18 protein-coding genes are annotated in these 19272 nt (G+C 41.4%); 10 read left to right on the top strand and 8 right to left on the bottom strand.

Annotated features, from left to right (window positions below; genetic code table 11):
• Positions 1–28: 28 nt before the first annotated feature.
• Positions 29–2326: a hybrid sensor histidine kinase/response regulator gene (locus LPTSP_RS10050; RefSeq protein WP_108928655.1), complete on the bottom strand. Its 2298-nt coding sequence runs from the start codon at positions 2324–2326 to the stop codon at positions 29–31.
• Positions 2327–2489: 163 nt separating this feature from the next.
• Positions 2490–2675 (bottom strand): hypothetical protein, encoded by a 186-nt coding sequence (locus tag LPTSP_RS10045; RefSeq protein WP_108928654.1) that lies wholly within the window; start codon positions 2673–2675, stop codon positions 2490–2492.
• 101 nt (positions 2676–2776) lie between these two features.
• On the opposite strand from LPTSP_RS10045, the gene LPTSP_RS10040 reads away from it, so the two are divergent.
• From LPTSP_RS10040 to LPTSP_RS10020, 5 genes are read left to right on the top strand one after another with little or no spacing between them, the layout of a single operon-like run.
• Entirely contained in the window at positions 2777–4384 is a 1608-nt protein-coding gene (locus tag LPTSP_RS10040; RefSeq protein WP_108928653.1) for a TolC family protein, read from the top strand.
• A complete protein-coding gene (locus LPTSP_RS10035; RefSeq protein WP_108928652.1) occupies positions 4381–7680 on the top strand; it encodes an efflux RND transporter permease subunit in 3300 nt (1099 codons plus the stop codon). Before LPTSP_RS10040 ends, LPTSP_RS10035 begins: the two co-directional genes overlap by 4 nt.
• 5 nt (positions 7681–7685) lie before the next feature.
• The gene (locus LPTSP_RS10030; protein ID WP_108928651.1) at positions 7686–8291 is read left to right on the top strand and encodes a TetR/AcrR family transcriptional regulator; all 606 of its coding nucleotides are present in this window, start codon (positions 7686–7688) and stop codon (positions 8289–8291) included.
• A 34-nt stretch (positions 8292–8325) separates the two neighbouring features.
• Entirely contained in the window at positions 8326–8943 is a 618-nt protein-coding gene (locus LPTSP_RS10025; RefSeq protein WP_108928650.1) for a TetR/AcrR family transcriptional regulator, read from the top strand.
• Between the two features lie 21 nt (positions 8944–8964).
• A complete protein-coding gene (locus LPTSP_RS10020) occupies positions 8965–11388 on the top strand; it encodes a glycosyltransferase family protein (protein ID WP_108928649.1) in 2424 nt (807 codons plus the stop codon).
• 122 nt (positions 11389–11510) lie between these two features.
• On the opposite strand, the gene LPTSP_RS19095 is transcribed toward LPTSP_RS10020, so the two are convergent.
• The 4 genes from LPTSP_RS19095 to LPTSP_RS09995 all read right to left on the bottom strand — a co-directional run bounded on the left by LPTSP_RS19095 (position 11511) and on the right by LPTSP_RS09995 (position 14856).
• Complete coding sequence (locus LPTSP_RS19095) at positions 11511–11756, bottom strand: hypothetical protein (RefSeq protein ID WP_167396430.1); 246 nt, start codon at positions 11754–11756, stop codon at positions 11511–11513.
• A gap of 161 nt (positions 11757–11917) precedes the next feature.
• A complete protein-coding gene (gene leuA2, locus LPTSP_RS10005; protein WP_245915610.1) occupies positions 11918–13141 on the bottom strand; it encodes a 2-isopropylmalate synthase LeuA2 in 1224 nt (407 codons plus the stop codon).
• Between the two features lie 289 nt (positions 13142–13430).
• Complete coding sequence (locus tag LPTSP_RS10000) at positions 13431–14042, bottom strand: tetratricopeptide repeat protein (RefSeq protein WP_174704454.1); 612 nt, start codon at positions 14040–14042, stop codon at positions 13431–13433.
• Positions 13990–14856, bottom strand: a complete 867-nt coding sequence (locus LPTSP_RS09995; RefSeq protein ID WP_245915541.1) for a hypothetical protein — start codon at positions 14854–14856, stop codon at positions 13990–13992. Before LPTSP_RS09995 ends, LPTSP_RS10000 begins: the two co-directional genes overlap by 53 nt.
• A gap of 182 nt (positions 14857–15038) precedes the next feature.
• Here LPTSP_RS09995 and LPTSP_RS09990 point away from each other — a divergent pair, with 182 nt between their 5' ends.
• The 4 genes from LPTSP_RS09990 to epsC all read left to right on the top strand — a co-directional run bounded on the left by LPTSP_RS09990 (position 15039) and on the right by epsC (position 16856).
• The gene (locus LPTSP_RS09990; RefSeq protein ID WP_108929867.1) at positions 15039–15641 is read left to right on the top strand and encodes a hypothetical protein; all 603 of its coding nucleotides are present in this window, start codon (positions 15039–15041) and stop codon (positions 15639–15641) included.
• 61 nt (positions 15642–15702) lie between these two features.
• Positions 15703–15891, top strand: coding sequence for a hypothetical protein (locus LPTSP_RS09985; protein ID WP_108928645.1), 189 nt, complete (start codon positions 15703–15705; stop codon positions 15889–15891).
• A gap of 8 nt (positions 15892–15899) precedes the next feature.
• Positions 15900–16301, top strand: coding sequence for a phage holin family protein (locus LPTSP_RS09980; protein ID WP_108928644.1), 402 nt, complete (start codon positions 15900–15902; stop codon positions 16299–16301).
• A 9-nt stretch (positions 16302–16310) separates the two neighbouring features.
• Positions 16311–16856: a serine O-acetyltransferase EpsC gene (gene epsC / locus LPTSP_RS09975; protein WP_108928643.1), complete on the top strand. Its 546-nt coding sequence runs from the start codon at positions 16311–16313 to the stop codon at positions 16854–16856.
• Here epsC and LPTSP_RS09970 read toward each other — a convergent pair.
• The gene (locus LPTSP_RS09970; RefSeq protein ID WP_108928642.1) at positions 16848–17444 is read right to left on the bottom strand and encodes a TetR/AcrR family transcriptional regulator; all 597 of its coding nucleotides are present in this window, start codon (positions 17442–17444) and stop codon (positions 16848–16850) included. The two genes, epsC and LPTSP_RS09970, sit on opposite strands and share 9 nt — an antisense overlap.
• 90 nt (positions 17445–17534) lie before the next feature.
• Here LPTSP_RS09970 and LPTSP_RS09965 point away from each other — a divergent pair, with 90 nt between their 5' ends.
• A complete protein-coding gene (locus tag LPTSP_RS09965) occupies positions 17535–18557 on the top strand; it encodes a zinc-dependent alcohol dehydrogenase (RefSeq protein WP_108928641.1) in 1023 nt (340 codons plus the stop codon).
• A gap of 42 nt (positions 18558–18599) precedes the next feature.
• Here the strand turns inward: LPTSP_RS09965 and LPTSP_RS09960 are convergent, their stop codons facing one another.
• On the bottom strand, positions 18600–19262 hold the full coding sequence (locus tag LPTSP_RS09960) for a DsbA family protein (protein WP_108928640.1): 663 nt from the start codon (positions 19260–19262) through the stop codon (positions 18600–18602).
• Between the last annotated feature and the right edge of the window lie 10 nt (positions 19263–19272).

The following is a 19272-nucleotide window of genomic DNA, read 5'->3' as shown; positions in this document are numbered from 1 at the left end:
GGATCAGGTTTTGTTAGACAAGCATTCGTCAGAGAAAATCCGAAAGAACTTTATACAATTGTTTTGGTTGGAATGGTTTGCCGATAAAACCTTCTATCCCATGTTGAGCGCATTTTTCATATGCTTCCGAAAAGGAACTCGCTGTGACTGCGACGATAGGAGTTTTTGCATTAGAGGAATTTAAAGCATGTATTGCATCCGCAGTATGATATCCGTCCATCTCTGGCATTTGCAGATCCAATAGGATCAGATCGTATTTTTTATCGTTCGTATCTAAAAGTTTTAACGCTTCTCTCCCGCTTAAAGCTGAGTCGGATTGGACTCCGGTTTTACTCAAATGTTTTGCAAGGATCTTCACATTGATCTCGTTATCATCGACGATAAGAACGGAGCCGGTAGAAAATATCGGAACAGTCTCGGATTGTATCTGTGCAGGATTAAGAGGAATTCCTGCTTGTATTTTTAAAGGAAGAAGGATGGAAAATTCAGAGCCGAGTCCAGGCTCCGAATTCAAACGAACTTCTCCTTTCATTTTAGAGGTCAGTCTTTTGACGATATAAAGCCCAAGTCCGACTCCACTGTATTTACGAGTGTCTGCTAGGTCTTCTTGGTGGAATGCATCGAAGATCCTCTGTCGAGCTTCTTCTTTAATTCCGATACCTGTGTCTTTTACTTTGAATATGATGGAGGATTCTCCTTCTATGTCTAAAGTCAGCATAACGGAGCCCTTGTCGGTAAACTTGATGGAATTCGTGATCAGGTTCAGTAATAACTGTTCGATCCTGGTCCTGTCTCCTACGATCACTTCGGGAAATTTTTCGGAGATGCAGATCTTGAATTCTATATTCTTTTCTAAAGTTTTAGGTTCTACTAATATACGTATAAAATCGATAAACGTTTTGGTCTCGAAAGGTTCTTCCTTGATTTCCAGTTTTGTGGAATCCAGGGTGATTATTTGAAGTAGATCGTCGATCAATCTAGATAGGATCTCAGTCGAGTCGGAAAGATCTTTTAGATTTTCCTTTTGTTCTGAGTTCAATTCGGAGGACATTAGAAGGTTTGCCATTCCGAATATCCCGTTCAATGGGGTTCTCATTTCATGAGAGATCATTCCCAAAAATTCTGATTTTGCCCTATCCGCTTGTTCTGCCTTTTCTTTCGCTTTTTCCAAAGCGATCTCGGATTGTTTTGCAGCGGAGATATCAGTATGAGTTCCTACAATACGTGTAGGCTCTCCGTTCTCATCCTTAATGATAAGGGCTCTGGAGCGGATAAATATGGGCTCTCCATCTTTTCTTTTGTATCTTAATACCTTATCGAACCTTTCCGTTTTTTCCGATCTATGTTGTTGAAATGCGGAAAGAGCTATTCTGAGATCTTCCGGATGTACCAGTTTTTTCCAAATCTGGGAATCTTCGGAAGAGATCTCCTCATTCGTATAACCTAACATAGTTTTCCATCTTTCGGAAAGGAAAAGTTGTTTGGTTTTTACGTTATAATCCCAGTATCCATCGTTGGATGCCAGATAAGTAAATTCCAGCTGTTCTTTTTGTATCCTAAGCTGGTTTTCTACATTTCTAATTTCCGTAATATTCTTATTACTGATCAGGAGTCCTTCGTAAACTCTACTGATCTGAAGTAGATAAAATCCCGGATTTCCCCGAGTATCCTTGATCTCGTATTCTCTTTTCTCCGCCTGTTGAGTGAGGTATACGTTCTTATAAAGATCGAAAGTGCCTAATTCCAGGTTCCGAGGGAATAGTTTGCATAAGTTCTTGCCGATTGCGATCTCTTTAGGCATTCCTATTTCCGCCTCAGCTGCGGGGTTCAGGTCCTTATATAAAAAATCCGTAATGGATCCTTTATCATCAAAAACAGGTTCCAGATAATAAATAGCATCCTCGTTCCTATAGGCAGCTTCTCTGAAAATATCCTTCTCTTTGATCTCTTGGTTTAGATCTTTTGCGATGGAGATGACCCAATCGTCTTGGGGACAGATTATGGTGGAGTCATAGTATTTTTTGGAGATAGCGGATTGGCGTATCCCTCTCCATTCAGAGCCCTTTTTACTGACGGACTCCATAAATCCGCCGATATCAGGATTGCTTTCGAACTCTCCCGGTCTGAGTTCTGTGTAATGTTTACCAACAAGTGAAATCTTCTCCATTTGCAGAAGTTTAGCGGCCTGATCGTTGCAATAGTGCAATTTTATATCTTGGATCTTACCGTTTTCATCTCGTAGAAGATGGTTCACATAAATAGAAGTCCCATCTGAATTTTCAAAAAACTTAATGAATGTAAGAATGTCTGCCGGGATCTCGTTCATCTGCGTACTAAAGACTTTTACATCATTATAGGACGGCGAAGATCCAGAAAAGGCCCCGAATTTCCTATAAACGGCGTAAATCCATTGGGAGAAAGCTCACGTTTAGTATCTGAAGTAACGAGTTGGAAAGGATTTTTTGGAAAGAAGAAGGAAAGCCCTTCGATTAGGAAGTTTCTCCCTTCAGGTCGGAGCCTAAAAATTCATTTTCTGGGTCTTGAGAGGCAAGTTTCCAAATTTCCGATCTTGGGGGATAGGTTTCTAAAATTTCCGGCTCCTTTTGCCTGGATTCCAGCTTTCTACATAGATCCAGAAAAGGGTGACGAAGGGAAGAAGCTCCACGTATGCTCATGTCCAAATTCTCCTGTAATGAGACTCAATATCAATAAAATCTTTTCCTTTTGAGAATTTTTCTGTTGACATAGGAAACAATAAAAAGAGATTTTGTTTCCTATGGGAGGAAACAAAATATACTATAAATGTTTCCCATTGGATGTTATGCAACAGAAAAAGAATCAGTCAATGCTTCGCAATTTTTTGATCTTAGGCATTTTTCTAAGTAATCTCTCCATCTTTGGAGATCATCGGGACGATCTGGAGAAGGAAGGAGTTTGGACCACTACTTCCCTTATCCGTTACTCTTTAGAGAATTCAGTTCAGGCAAAGATGAGCCGACTGGACTTAGAGAACTCGGAATATGATTGGGAGAAGGAAAACGGTAAATACAATTTTATCGGGACCTTAACCGCTAATACTCAAAAGACGAATAACTTACCTCTACCTCAATACACTTTGCAAGGTAGAGAGATCACAAGCAATACGCTCTCAGCTGGTCTATCAAAAGTTTTTAATACAGGAACCACCGCGAGTTTAACAGTCTCGGATAACCGTTACGAAACGGATGCGGGGAAAAGGCCGGAACAACAAGGCACCATCGCTCAACAATTCGCGCAGCCAAGTCTTCACTTTGCAAATCTTGGTTTCACTTTGAAACAGGAATTATTGAAGAATATTTTCGGATACCAGCAACGAAGGTCCTTAGAGATCAGTAGGAGAAGTTCCGCGGTCAGAAGATTGGACGCCATGAATACTCTGTCCAGGTCTGTGGTCCAATCTCTATTATCTTTTTGGAATTTATCCTTAGCGGATGAAAATCTTAAGACCGCAGAATTACTGGTCAAGAGTGTAAAGAATGTAAAGGACATCACTTCTTCCAAGGTCCGTATGGGAGTGGCAGAAGATTACGAGTCCGGACAATGGAACGCGCTTCTGATCAATGCTGAAAATCAGCTCAGACAAGCAAAACTGGAAAAGGACAGGGTTCGAAGGGACTTGCTGGTCTCCTTAGGAAAAGATCCGGAAACCAAAGTAGGATTTTCTTTGGTCCTGGACGATTCTCTTCCTTCTTTAGGCGCAGAAGATTCTGAAACGGAAGAAGCGTTTCAACATAGATACGATTTCAAGAGTCTCGCATTACAAAAACAGAATGCCGGAACCGCTCTGGAAATCTCTAAAAACGGATTATTACCGTCTCTCTACGTAAGCGGTACTTATAATTCTCGAGAATACGATCGTAATTTTCCTCAGAGTTTTGACGGAATAGGCGCCGGTAGATTTACCCAAAATTCAGCAGAGATCAAGATGGATTATCCTCTTGGAAACGATACTGCAAGAGCGGAATATAAGAATTCTTTAACACAAAGTAGAAAGATGGACCTACTTTTGGAACAAACAAAAGAACAGGTCAAAACAGACGTAAGGCAAGGATTGCAGAAGATCAGCACTACTTACGAGATCCTGGAAGAATCTAAAAAGAATCTTTCTCAAGCAGAGAGGTTTTACTCGGGTATTGTGCCCAGATACAGATACGGAAGGGCCACATCCGTAAACGTTAAGAACGCATTGGACCTTGTAGCTCAAGCTAGATACGGGCTGATGCAGGCAAAAGTGAATTATAACTCAGCGCTAGTACAATATGAGCTCTCTAAAGGGACTCTTTTCCGCAAATACGGAATGGATGCCGAAGAAGTTCTGAACCAAACCACCGGAGATCAAAAATGAATTTTGCAGAACTATCGATTAAACGACCGATATTTATCACCTGTACGGTTCTCATCATTCTTGTTTCGGGATATCTTTCCCTGAACAAGTTGGGAGTGGACCTTTTTCCTAACGTAACGATCCCGGTGGTCACAGTGACTGTGCCTTATCCGGGAGCCGCACCGAACGAGATCGAAACTCTGATCGCAAAACCAGTGGAAGACGAACTTTCCACCATCTCCGGAGTGAAAAGGATCCGATCCACTTGTAGCGAAGGATCCGGAACCATTATTTTGGAATTCACATTAGAGACAGACGTTAAATACGCAGAACAACAGGTAAGAGACAAGGTCTCTGCGGTAAAACCTAAATTGCCTAACGATATCAAAGAGCCTGTTATCAGAAGGATAGACCCTGCAGATCAACCGATCATCATTCTCGCATTGAATGCAAACTTAAGCGAGGCACAGATTTACGATATCGCCAACGAAGAGATCAAACAGAATCTTTTAACCGCAAAGGATGTCGGAAATATCACAATCTACGGCGGTAGAAAAAGAGAGATCCATGTTGAATTAGATCGCCAAAAATTAAAACAACATATGATCCCTGCTTCCGTGGTTTCCAATCGTTTGGCTTCCGGTGGGACAAATATTCCTGCTGGTAAGGTGAGTAAGGCGGATTCAGAGTTGGTGTATAGAACCATCAATGAATTCAAATCCCCTCAAGAGATCAGAGACACTCCAATTTCCTTATTTGGGAACGAGGTTCCTGTCAGGATCGGACAATTGGGAGAAGTAGTAGATACTTTAGAGGACGAAAGCACTCGCGCGTACTTCAACGGTAAGAAGGCAGTCTTCTTGTTGGTATTCAAACAATCAGGTTCGAATACTGTTGCAGTTGCTCAAGAAGTGAAGAAAAGGATCGACGATCTGAACAAGGAACTTGCAAGGAGAGAAGGTGGTGCAGTTCTTTCTATCGCAAACGATAACTCAATTCAGATCGACGATAATATCTACGACGTAAAAGAAACGATTATCATAGGGATCGCACTTACGATCGTAGTTGTACTTCTATTCTTAGGAAGTGTGAGATCTACCATTATCACTGGGCTTGCATTGCCAAACTCACTTTTGGGTGCATTCATTCTAATGGCGGTTGCCGGATTTACGGTGAACGTAATGACACTTCTTGCATTGAGCTTGGCTGTGGGACTTCTCATAGATGACGCAATTGTTGTTCGGGAAAACATTTTCCGACATAGGGAAATGGGTAAGAGCGCGAGAGAAGCTTCTACAGAAGGAACAAAAGAAGTAACATTAGCGGTAATCGCAACCACTATGACTGTGATCGCGGTATTCTTGCCGATTGCATTCGTAAGTGGGGTAGTAGGACAGTTCTTAAGAGAATTCGGGCTGACTGTATGTTTCGCTCTTTTGATCTCACTTTATGACGCTCTTACGATCGCTCCAATGTTATCCGCTTATTTTGGCGGTAAAATTTCAGGATCACATGCGCATGCAGCTCATGGAAATTCTTCTCCTGAATTCTTAAGTGTTCCATCAGATGGAAAGAAAAAGAAGAAGAACGGCGCTACTACCGCTTTGGAAGAGATCGCATTCTCTAAGATCAGAGCGCAAGAGGCCCCGAAAGGAATTGTTTCCAAAGCATTCTCATATGTATTCGAACTCTTAAAGTTTGTTTTCGGAGTTTTAGGAAGAATTCTTTCACCTTTAGAGAAGGGACTGGATTTCGTCTTATCCGGATTTAACGTATTCCAAACTTGGTTGGAAAATGTTTATGCAAGCGTTTTGAAATTCACCTTAAAACGTCCTGTATTCATTCTGAGTGGAGCGGTTTTGATCTTTGTCGCAAGCTTGATGCTGACCAAATACATTCCTAAAACATTCTTACCTGCCCAAGACCAAGGAAAATTCCAGGTCACCTTGGATATGCCTCCTGGTACTTCCGTTCAAAAAATGGCGGAGATCGCTCAGGAAGCGTACAAAGAGATCTCTTCTCATAAAGAAGTAAAATTGGTAGCAATGTTCAATACGAACAGGACTACAACTATGTTCGTGGAGATGATCCCGGCAAAAGAAAGGAATATGAACACTTCTCAGTTCAAGGACCTTCTTCGTAAAGAATTGGAATCATTTTCTTATGCAAACCCGATCGTAAAAGACATAGATAACGTGGGTGGAGGACAAAGACCTTTCACTTTGGTTGTTAGCGGACAGAACGGAAAAGTGGTGGAAGAATATTCTAGAAAACTTTTCGAAAGATTAAGAGAATCTAAAGCTCTTTTGGATGTGGATACAAGTTATAGAGCAGGGGCTCCGGAATTCAGAGTGGTGCCCGATCGCCAAAGAGAAGTTCTACTCGGGATCCCAGGCACTGTGATCGGAACAGAGCTTAGGACTCTTGTCGAAGGAACTACTCCTGCTGTCTATCGTGAGAACGGAGTGGAATACGATATTCGTGTTCGATTGAAAGAAGGACAGAGAGATCTGAAGGATAACTTCTATAATTCTTTTGTGCCTAACTTCAATAATATGATGATCCCGATACAGAACGTTGCAAAAGCGGAAGAGACCACAGGTCTTGCAACCATCAACCGTATGAACAGGAACAAATCCGTGGAGATCTATGCGGACGTAAATCCGGACGGACCTGGAATGGGTGGAGCAATGGAAGAAGTAGCAAAACTTACTCAAACAGAAATGCCTCTTCCTCCGGGAGTTCGTATCGGATACACAGGGCAGGCAGAGAACTTTAAAGAGATGGGAACTTCTCTTGGGATCGCTATGGGGCTCGGGGTGTTATTCATCTACATGGTACTTGCTTCCTTGTATGAAAGTTTTATCACACCTATCGCGATCATGTTGGTCCTTCCTCTCGCGCTTTGTGGTGCGTTTATCGCTCTGTTTATAACCCAAAAATCCTTGGATATATTCTCCATGATCGGGCTAATCATGCTCATCGGGGTGGCTACCAAGAACTCGATCTTACTCGTGGACTTCACAAACCAGCTAATACAAAGAGGTGTGGAAATGAAAGAAGCGATCATAGAAGCTGGAAGAGAACGTCTTCGTCCGATCCTCATGACCTCGTTCGCTTTGATCGCTGGCATGGCTCCTATCGCGATCGGATTAAACGAAGCATCCAAACAAAGGACAAGTATGGGGGTCGCGATCATCGGCGGATTGATCTCTTCTACCATACTTACATTGGTAGTGGTTCCGGCAGCATTCTCCTACATAGAAAAGCTGAACCAGTTGGTTCGTAGAAATTCTCCGGATCCGGATGCGCGATAAATATCATGAACTTCACCGAGAAAAAAAATAGGCTCCGAGTATTACTCGGGGCAACTCGGGTCTTTCAGCGAAAAGGTTATGCGAAAGCAAAAATGGACGACTTCGTAGAAGAATCCAAGATTGGAAAAAAGACCTTATACGAATATTATCCGAACAAAGAAGAGGTTTTAAAGGCAGCTGCCGATTATCGTCAAACAAGAGCCGCTTATAGACTTAAAAGAATTCGAAACAATCGGGCTCTGGACTTCTCCAAACGATTTGTGAAGATGAGAAAGGAGCTGTTGGACGTTTGTAGGCCCAGCCATTTCGTATTATGGAAAGAATTGCAGGATCAAATTCCGGAAATATGGAGAATGGTGAAGGCAAAAAGGGTCCAATTAATAGATACGGAAATAGAAGGCTTATTGGAAGAGGGAAAAAAATTAGGAGAATTCAGAGCGGACTTGAGGCCCGACTTGTTCATCATGGCATTAATTGCCTGTTCAGATGCGATTTATAAGTGGGGACAAAGCCCGACCGAGCGTCGGGACAATATATCCGAACTGGACAATATTTTTCTTTATGGCATAATACGCAGAGGAAAGGAGACGTTAAAATCGTCTTTAGATTGAAAAATCGTTTCCTAAGCGAAAGGGGGATAATAAAGTGCACAGCGCCGTGGAACAAGAACTAACCCAAGAGAAGGACGAAGTCCGTGAGAGAATATTCGAAAAATCGTTCGAGTTATTTTTACGATACGGTTTTGCGAAGACTCGTATGGAAGAGATCGCCCGAACTCTTCGGATCAGTCGCAAAACACTTTATAAACATTTCGCCAATAAACATGAATTGTTAAAAGAAGTGATGACTGATAAACATCTCAGAATTCACGGAAGGATCGAAGGTATCTTCCAAGACCCGGAAAAATCCATTAAAGAAAAGATCCAAGCAATGAGAGGTTGCCTCTCCTCCGAGATCCCTCACGGAATGAACGAATTTCTACGAGAGATCCGTGACCAAGCCCCTGACATTTGGAAACAAATCCAGTCTCTAAAAGAAAAAAATATAAACAGAACGATGCGAAAGATGATCGAGACCGGTATCAAGAACGGTGAAATTCGTTCCGATGTGAATCCTGATATTGTGCTTCTCATACACTCAGCAGCTTCCGAAGCAATGTTCGATCCGAACTTTTTAGCACAGACTCCATATTCTATCCGAGATCTGGTCCAAGAGCTGGACAATATTATCTTTTACGGGATCGTAAAAAGAGACGATATCTAGAATTAGGAAATCTTTTCTATTTTGATCGTATTCTTTTTTTTTGCAGGATGGATCCTATCTTCAATATTCTTATTTTTCCTTTTTAGCAGACTTAAAGGTGCGGGAAGAATAGGGACTGTCCTCCTATCTGCAATTGCCCCTTTGCTATTTATGGGGATTGTTTCCTTTATATTTACTATGCTTGGGATCTATAGCATAGAGAAGATCGTTCTTTCTTTATTCGGATTTTTAATCCTTTCTGCCGTTTGCGTTTTTTCTTTTAGAAATATAGAAGTTCGCAAATCCATCCGACTCGAGATCCAAAAGCCTGAACTTATTTTTTTGATTTTATTCTCTTTGATGGCTTTGTATCTGTATGCAGGATTTCCTACCTGGTATTTGGATGGGGGAAGGGACCAAGGACAGTACACAATTTTCGGAGTAGTGATCTCCAAAACCGGCGGTTTAAACTTAGAAGTGCCGGATACAAAACTGATCAGTGAGATATTCGAAGATTCTGTACTGGTAGACTATCAATCCATTGCTTCTGAATTCAATCTGGGACTTTCAAATTCGGAGACCTATCGTTCTCCTCGTTTTTTTCATATACTTCCTGCGTATTTGGCGATCGGTTACGATCTGTTTGGAATTGGCGGACTTCTGAGAGTCAACGCAGTCTTTGGATTTTTTTCCGTATTCCTTTTGTATTTAGTAACCAGAAGAATGTCGGATCCTTTTTCTGCATCTTTCATCTCCGTTTTATATGTTCTGAATTCTTCCCAGTTATGGAACGTAAGATCAGCATTATCCGAAGCAATTTCTCAATTTTTAATTTTACTTACAGCCTATTTGATCCAAATATTTTTCAAAAGAGAAAGCCGGATGCCTATGTTCATTATAGGGTTGGTATTTGGGATCAGTTCTTTTGCAAGAGTGGATAGCTATGTTTATCTTCCCGCTTTGGTAATGTACTCCGGGTTTTTATTAGTATTTTTCGAGAAGTATTTTAAAAATTCATTATATTTCATATTCGCATTTCTTCTGACAAGTGTATTATCATTCGTGTATGCCTACTTTTATTCCAAAGTTTATGTTTATCACTTATGGGAACATGGATTTCTAAATATTGTTGGGTTTGCTTGGGTTTTTTCTTTGGTCTTTCTTTTGTTAGAAGTCCTGATTTGGAAAAAGAGCCCTTCTGTTTTGGGTTGGTTCCGAAGTTTCGCCGAGAAGAATAAAAGAACATTAAGAATTTCTGTATTATCTGCATTGTTTCTTGCCGCTTTGCTTGCCTATTTTGTAAGGCCGATGTTTTTGTCTCAAGTGCCTGCGTTGGCAGCCGCTAAATATCTTACGTTTCATTCTTTGTCTGTATTTTTCTGGTATGTGCCTTTTTGGTTGTTTGCATTTTTAATTTTCACCTTCGATCTATTCATTTTCCGCAGGAAATTTGTTAATTCTTCCTTTGTATTTTTTATAGGGTTCTTTTTGTTAACAGTCTATCTGGCGAGTCCAAGTATTGCGCCGGATCATTTTTGGGCCTCCAGAAGATGGATGCTTTTTTCTATTCCGTTTGCGATCTTAGGGTCTGTCATCGGGATCAAAAATATTTCAAATATAAAACAGAGTTGGAAAACTGCGTTGTTGCTAATCTTAGCCGGCGCAGGGATTATTTATACAGTCTGGAGATCTAAACTTATACTTTTCCAACCGATGATGGAAGAATATGAAAATGGCTATGAAATATTCGCAAATTCTACTCCTGATGAAAATTCTTTTTATTTTACTACAAAAAGACAGATCGCCAGTCCTCTTAGATATATTTATGGAAAGAATATATATCTAATAAACGATTCCGAAGAATTTTTACAAAAAGTTCCTAAATTGCTCTCTTTGGGTAAGAGAGTTCATATGATCCAAAATGGAGGATTGTCCGGGGCAGATCCTTATTTGAAATTTACTCATACTACAGATTTAGTTTTAAAAGGAAGTTTTCCTGCGGAATCTATCCAAAGATATCCCGAATTTCTATATCATAAAAACTTAAATTTACAAACCTACGAGTTGGAAATTTCTCAAACAAAAGTATTACCCGAGCCGATCCAATTTGATTGGATGCCTGCGAACGGGGGATTTTTTTCCAGGGTGGGGGAAATAAATTCAGACGGGACCATTTCTGCAACAAGACACCAAGGCCCTTTGGTTTATGGGCCTTTACTTACCTTGCCTAAAGGAAAATACAAAGTAGAATTCTCCGGCGTAAATTTGGATCGTGCAAAGTTTGATGTTGTTTATAACGGGGGATCTTCTATCTTATATCCGGAAGAAAAAGGAGAAGAGGCGAACTCTAAAGCTCTAATATTTGAAATTAAAAGTCCAGTTATAGATGATGTAGAGTTCAGAGTATTTGTAGAAGGAAAGTCCGGAGTCAAGATCCAAAGAATTAAGCTGGCAAGGATTTTATAATGAAAAAATTAGATGTCCTAAAGTCCTATCTATCGGTATAGATTAGAGGTTGAACCTTGTAATTTATTTAAGGATTAAAAATGAAATACATATACCTAATTCTGATATTTTTCGCTTTTAGTTTATCCGCCGGGGATAGGGAGAAAGGAGAAAAATGTACATCGGATATCCAATGCGGTTTTGGAATGCAATGCAGTGGAGGAGTCTGCACAAAAAAATCCGAATTCGATCATGGCAGCAGCGGTAAATCCGGAAACGAATGTTTTTCGGATGCGGACTGTATCGGTTCTGGGTCCTGTGCTAGAGGAACTTACGGTAAAAAATACTGCACTGGTAAGTAGGCTAGATGGAACCACTATCGGGGACATTGTAAACACAGCCTCCAGACTGGAAGGTCTGACTATAAAATATGAAGTGCCCATTCTAGTTAGTTTCAGCCTGGTGCAGGCTGTGGGAGAGCTCCCAGGGATAGTGTGGAAATCCCTAGGAGAAACGGAGCTCAAGGGTCGCTCAGCTACTTTGGAGGTGTTTATGATCGGAACTCTCCAATACTCCTAACCTTCTCCAACTCAGTCTTGATCTCTTCGATCGACAATTCTCCTCCCCCGTAATTTTCGGAGATGGATTTTAGGATAGGTTGCAATTTAGAAGCTTCTTCTTTGGAGACGGAGATCCCGGATTGCATTAGGATTTCGTAAATTGCCGATTTTCCGGATTGGCTCGTGAATGCGATCCTGTCGCCTTCCGGCCTTCCGATCAGATTCGCGTCGAAAGCACGATAGGCTCCTTTTTTCATGTCTTTCGTTTTGGAAACTCCGTCTTGGTGGATCCCGCTTCTATGAGCTACTACATCATCTCCGATCAAAGGGGCTTTTTCAGGTATTGGAACTCCAGACATCCTAGATACAATCCTGGAAGTCTCATAAATCGTCTGAAGATCCAAGTCCACTTTGACTCCGCAATTATGAAGAGCGATCGCAACTTCGTAAGTGTTTGTGTTTCCTGCTCTTTCTCCCAAACCGTTTAACGCAGTTTCCAATTGAGTGGCTCCTGCAAAAAAGCTTTCTACAGTAGTGGCTGTTGCCATTCCCAAATCGTTATGAGTATGGACCGAAATTTTGCTACCTTGAGGCAAGGACTCTACTACTTTTCGGACCATGGCCACGAATAAGTAAGGTCTGTATCTTTCCACAGTGTTAGGTAGATTGACTACATCTGCACCTGCATCCAAAGCGGCCTGGAAAGCTTCTACTGCAAAATCCATATTCTCTAAAGAATCCCCGAAATGTTCTCCCGAGAATTGTACTTCTCCATAATTTCCCGCTAATTTTCGCGCATAAGAAACGGATCGTATTATATTTTCTTTAACTTGCTTTTCGGAAATCCCTAACACGTTCCGGATCGTAAAATCGCTTATAGGATAAACTATATGAATTCTAGGACGAGGGGCCTTACGGATCGCCTCCCAAGAAAGATCTATCTCCTTCTCCACCGCTCTGGAAAGACTGGAGATTGCAACATTCTCCGGAGCCAAAGAAGAAAGATAGGAGCATGCCTCGAAGTCTTGTTTGCTTGCAGAAGCGAAACCGACTTCTATTCCTTGCACTCCTAATTTTAGAAGTCTCTTAAATATGATCTCTTTTTCTTCCAGGTTCCAAGGTTTACGTAAAGCTTGGTTGCCGTCTCTTAATGTAACATCCATGAAGAATGGAGAGACAGGAGGAGTTTTCAAACCCTGACCGGGTATGATCATCTCTTGGATGGAAGGATACTGTGTTGCGATAATCGCATTTGGTTTTTGTTCCATGGGCACTCTCTTTTTTCCGGTCCCGAGAGCGGGAATTTTGCCGGGAAAAAGGCCCTGATACAAAAAAACCCGCTCTGAGGAGCGGGTTTTTGCATGCGCAATATTTCCGTCCTCTCAACTCCAAAGAAGGAGTAAGAGGAGACCGAGCAAATTAGCTTGGAAGAAATTTTGTGCCATACTTATACTTTTAGACTCGGCAAATGGAAGAAGGAAGTCAAGTAGAAAAGAAAAAAAGTCAGAAGTCTTCTTCTTTTTTAAGAAAGCTCCAGATCCCGCCTTGCTCGAATTGTTTTTCTTCCAGCAATTGTTTGAGTTGAAGATATTCTTTTTTGACCTGATCCGGGATGCCTACGATCTCTAATTTGCGGAAAGTTTCTCTCGCTTCTTCGAATCGATTGGTCCTTACATAACAAATCGCTAATGCATATAAAGTGGGGGAATCGGATAACTCCGACTCGGGCAGGTCTTTGAGCAGATCTAAGGCGCGATCGAACTTAGAAGCGCCGGTATACACAGCCGCCAGATTTTTTTTGGCAAATACATCCGTATCGTCCAGCTCCAATGCCTTAGAAAGATGGAACTCCGCTTTTGGTTTGTCCTTCTTGCGAGCGAATAATACTCCAAGTCCGACCCAGGCTTGTACATGTGCAGGTTCCAAGCCTATACATTCTTGCAATGCGGTTTCGGCAGGGCTCATCTCACCCAATTGAGAGAGGCACATTCCTAAATGAAAAAATGCGTTAGGATTATTCGGTTCCGACTCTGTCCAAGAGATCAGGACGGACTTAGCGGAATTAGAATCCCCTTTTTTCAGATAATCCAATGCGGTTTTCAGTCTTGGATCCATTCTTTTTCCATTTCTTTTCTTCCTTATGGATACGACTATCTTTTTCCTCTTTGGTTTCCCTATTACAATGTTGGGTAGAAGCTCTCCATTCCCATTCCGCGTTGATCTTGATCCATTCCTTGTCTATCTGGTATTTTTCCATAAGAGTATCCAATAAGCGAACATCTTCCCAATCGTCGGCGTTCACAAAATGATTTGACTCTTTCATAAATTCTTTTTTCCAGCGAGAAACAAATTTGTCCAAATGATCTTCTTTAAAATCTTCTAAGCTGTCTTCAGAGTTTGCACATTCATTGATCAGAAATTCCACATGTTTTTTCCTGAGCTTTGCTTCTGAAGTTTCGGTGACTCTTTGGTATGTTACATAGATGGTCCCTAATATTAAAGTGGTCTCAAAAGCGAATGGGACAGGAGTGATCGCTGCGATTGCAAGAACTCCTCCTAATTTTCTCACTATTGAGCTGCTGTCTTTTTTGAGTTCTGATTTATATAAGGAAACTTCTTTGATCCTTTCCGTATATTTTTGTTTTTGAGGACTTAGAAACTCTGAGTCGAATTTTTCTAAATCGGAAAACGCATCTTTGTATTTTGTCTTAAGGCTTAGGTCTGTTCTGTAAATGTTTCCGTCTTCATTCGTATAAAAGAGTGAATACTGGTGCTCTCTTGAGATAAGAGACTTATCTCCTCTCGGAAAAGAAGAACAAGAATAGACCGATAATAGAATAAGGATCTGTATTCGTTTGGAAAATCTGGGCTTTGATTTTGTTTTGGAAAATATTAGAAGTATATAATGGTTTATGGATAAAGATCGCATAATAGCCTTCCCATCAGGTCTTGGCACTTATTTTATATCTGACCCGAGTTCCAAGTCGGACATATGAAATAAATTTCTATTTATTGTTTTGTTTGAAACCTTTGTCGATTTGTATTCGTCCAACCGCGATTTTCGCTGGACAGAAATTCTTTCTGGGGTTTCATAGAAGGGCCGGACATCCTATGAATTCATTTGATAAATATCGTACGATACTTTTTGTATCTATTTTCTCTTTCTTGTTATCCTGTTCCGGAGCCGAAAAGAAAAACTCTGAACTTCAGTTGCCTTCATCCGGAGAACTAAGATCGGAAATACCTGTGTTAGTCCAATTCGAAGACGACCTGGATTACGATGTAAAAACTTTGATGGCAACTTTCGCTACTGGAACGGAAGGCAAAGACAGAAGGTTAGATAGAGAATACGCCAAATTTCCGATCTTGGTCGGAACTGGAGCCAGATCCAAAGAATTGGAATTAGAAGGCACAGTTACCAGAAGAGTTTCTTGGAGTAGATCCGAAAGAAAAGAAGTGCTCATCACTATCGAAGGAAACAAGCTCACTCATAACTGTGGTCTGGGGATTACTGATAGATCCTTAGCATCTTCCGACTCCGGCAAAAAACCGTTCAGATCCGTTCGGTTGTTTTTCCAAAGTACAGGAGTGAGAGATACTCCTCGTACAGGATTTGCCTGGGTTTTAGGGCTCGGAACTTACTTACTCTATCCATTGATCTATACCGGTTTCGTGGTCGAAAAGATGGATTGCGGATTGGTTATAGAGGGTTAGATCATAATTTTGCTTTTCGAATTCGTCTAATAGGAAGAATATAACAGAAAGGAAGAAGAATATGCCTTATATGGCTGTCGGATCTCGGCAAATTTTGTATTCCGATTCTTCGGCTCCTGCTTTGGTAGGAGATCAACCCAGAGAAGTAGCTTCCGTTTCGGACAACGCAGTTATGCAGCCACAAACAGTGGTAGTTCCTCCAGGCGGATTGCCTCCTCATTTGGGACAGTTTCTAGATTCCACAGTTTAAGGACATAGATGTACCGACTTCTTTTTTCCGTTTTACTACAGTCATTGGTAGTAGTTTTCGTTTTTCCTCTGATCGATTCAGGATTTCGTGTCAGTGATAAGGTCTGGGACGTAGTAGTCATCGTCCTGTTCTTCGGGTTTTTAAATTTTGTTTTAAGATGGTTCCTGGTACTGGTCACCTTTGGCGTAGGATATCTGGTTTATCTTTTAACCTTAGGACTTGCAGGCCTTGTGGTCAATGCGATCGTACTATTCTGGATCGCAAACATTTTCCCCGATAAAATATTCGTGCCTGGTTTTTGGGCAGCTTTCTGGGGAGGAGCTATTCTGACCTTGGCAAACTACGTAGCCAAAAGAGAAAGTAAGGAAGAATATTCCAGATCAGAACGTAAAAACAAAAAGACCTATTAGATTTTCCGAATGATTCGAGAGATCCAAGCAATTTTCAAAAACGACCCTGCAGCGAGAGGAATGGAATTTATACTCTATCCGGGTTTACACGCCATTTTAATGCACAAGTATATTGCATATCCTTTATATAAGATAGGATTAAAGTTCTTGGCCAGATTCATTTCTCAGTTCAGTCGGTTTCTAACCGGAATAGAGATCCATCCCGGAGCAAAGATCGGTAGCGGTCTATTCATAGACCATGGGATGGGGATTGTAATAGGTGGGACCGCGGAGATAGGGGACGATTGTATCTTATTCCATGGAGTCACCTTGGGCGGAACAGGAAACCACCAAGGGAAACGTCACCCTACTGTTGGAAATAATGTGCTCATCGGTGCCAGGGCCACAGTCTTAGGTCCAGTGCATGTGGGCAATAATGTGAAGATTGGCGCAGAAGCTGTAGTCATAGACCATGATATTCCAGATAATTGTACGGTAGTGGGTGCTCCCGGAAAGATCGTACGATTAAAAGGAAAGAAGGTAAAGATCTCTCTTAAAAAGACAAAACTAGTTTAGATTGGAAAGCATCTCCTCTTCCAATTCGTTAAAATACTTGGGATCGTGTGTCATCACATAAAATTGAGAATTGCCTTGGAATAATTTCAGAAATAGTTCCGCTTTCTTTTTAGAATCGAAATTTGCGGGAAGTGTAAGATCTTTCTTATTCTTCTCAAAATAATTTTCTAAACAGGAGATCCAAGATCCCAATACTAAAGAACTTCTCTCCGCTAGATCCGGTTCCGGTTTATCTAAACTTCCCATAAATCGAGCAAGAGGGCATCCGAAATACTTTCCGGACTTAACCTGCTTTTTTAAAAGTGCCATCCATCTATGCACGAACTCTTCCGGAGTTTTGGATCTTTCCATCAGTCTTTCCCAGGCTTCTCTAAAATCCTTACCCTGTCTTTCTAAGTATTCTTTTCCCAGATCTTCTTTGGTCTGAAAATATCTATAGAAGCTGGCTTTATGGGATTCAGATTCGTCGATCACCTGGTTGATAGAAGTTCCTGCATAACCTTGGGAATACATCAGACGGACAGCAGCGGATGCTATCCTTTCGAAAGGACCTTCTCCCGAGACCGGTTCCGGTTTTCGTTTGCTCATCAGACTAAAATAAAATGATAGACTAACTGGTCTATCCTATTTTTATGAGGACGATTTGATGATAGACTGAGTGGTCTATCGGAGGAAACCATGCAACAATTGCTATTTTCTAAAAGAAATCGGGTAGAATGGGAAGAAGTCCAGGACCCTAAACTTTCAGGACCGAACCAAGCCTTGGTCCGTCCCCTGGCGGTTGCCAGATGTGATTTGGATCTTCCTATATTAAGAGGGCAGACATTATTCCGTCCTCCTTTTCCTCTAGGTCATGAGTTCGTGGGAGAAATTATGGAAACAAGCGAGGAATTATCTTCTCTATTTCCAAAAGGAACTCGTGTCGCAGTTCCATTCCAAATCTCCTGTGGACATTGTGCGAATTGTGAAACCGGACTGACTAAAAGTTGTAGTACTGTTTCTCATACAAGCGCTTACGGAATGGGAAAAGGCGCTAAAGAATTCGGTGGGGCCATATCCGATTCCGTCTTGGTCCCTTATGCAAAAGAGATGCTGATCCCATTTTCTAATAAGACCGATCCTGCCGCGATAGCAAGTATCAGCGATAATATCGTAGAAGCATGGAAGCTAGTCGGAATGCACCTCAAACAAAACAAGAATCGGTCCGTTTTAGTACTAGGGGGTTTTGCTTCCAGTATAGGATTGTATACTGCCGCTCTTGCAAAACATATGGGTGCTGCGGAACTCGTATATATGGATACGGACAAAAAACGTCTACAGATTGCGGAATCTTATGGAGTGAAAGTGGAGCAGGTGACTTCTTTCCCCAAAAGTTTCGGTAAGTTCGATATTGTGGCAGATGCAAACGGAACTGCGGAAGGTTGGGATTGCGGTCTTAGGTCTCTTGGAATAGAAGGAGAATTCGGATCCGCTTCTATTTTCTGGACCAATAGTATTCCGATTCCTTATTTAGAATTATATAATAATGGGGCCACCATTCGTTTGGGAAGAGTTAGATCCAGAGAATGGATCCCCGAAATTTTGAGATTAGTAGAAGAAGAAGGTTTCGATCCTTCTAAGGTCACCACGCGTAAGGCCTCTTGGTCGGAAGCGGCGGATGCTTTCTTGGAAGAGGAGACAAAGTTGATCGTTGTCAGATAAAGTACATTGGCATTAAAGGACGAGGGAACTCGTCCTTGTTTTTTAATATTGTCCTATAGACCTGAAATAATCCCCTAAAAGTCCATCCACCTCTTCAAAAGAAGCATACCCTTTGGTTAGGATCCCTCTATCCAAGCCGTCTGAAAATACCAAACAAGGAAATCCTGTTACGCCCAAAATATATCCGTAATTGAAATCGTTCCTAGTTTCTAAGAGTGTTTCTTCTCTATGGTATAATTCTTTGAATTCATCCAAAGGCAGAGAAAGTTCCGAAGCGATCTCGGCATATGTTTCAAAACTGTTAGGGTCTTTTTTTTGGGAGTGAAAACTTTCCAGCAGCTTATCTAAAAAAGCAAAAGATAGAGTAGGGTCGATCCTTTGGGCCGTAATGACCGCCCTGGAGCCAGGCTCCGAATCGTATTTTATATTTCGATTTTGGAGTATATCGTAGTGAAAACTTCTCTTAGAGATCCTTTCCACTTCTCTCCAAAGATATTTTAGTTTTTCTGTGACTTCTTCCGAAAATGTTTCCACCTCGGGACCGTATTTTAATCCTCCGAGCACCAATGTGAACTCTATCTTGTCGGAGTATTTTTGCCTTATCTTTTCAAAAACGGGGGAGAAGCCGTAACACCAGGCACAGACTGGATCGGCTACATATAGGATGGAATGTTTGGTATCCGGACGTTTGAATTCTAGGCTCACAGATTACAGA

The sequence above is a fragment of the Leptospira johnsonii genome (genome assembly GCF_003112675.1).
Lineage (GTDB): Bacteria > Spirochaetota > Leptospiria > Leptospirales > Leptospiraceae > Leptospira_B > Leptospira_B johnsonii.
This window is presented reverse-complemented; position numbering and strand designations above follow the sequence as displayed.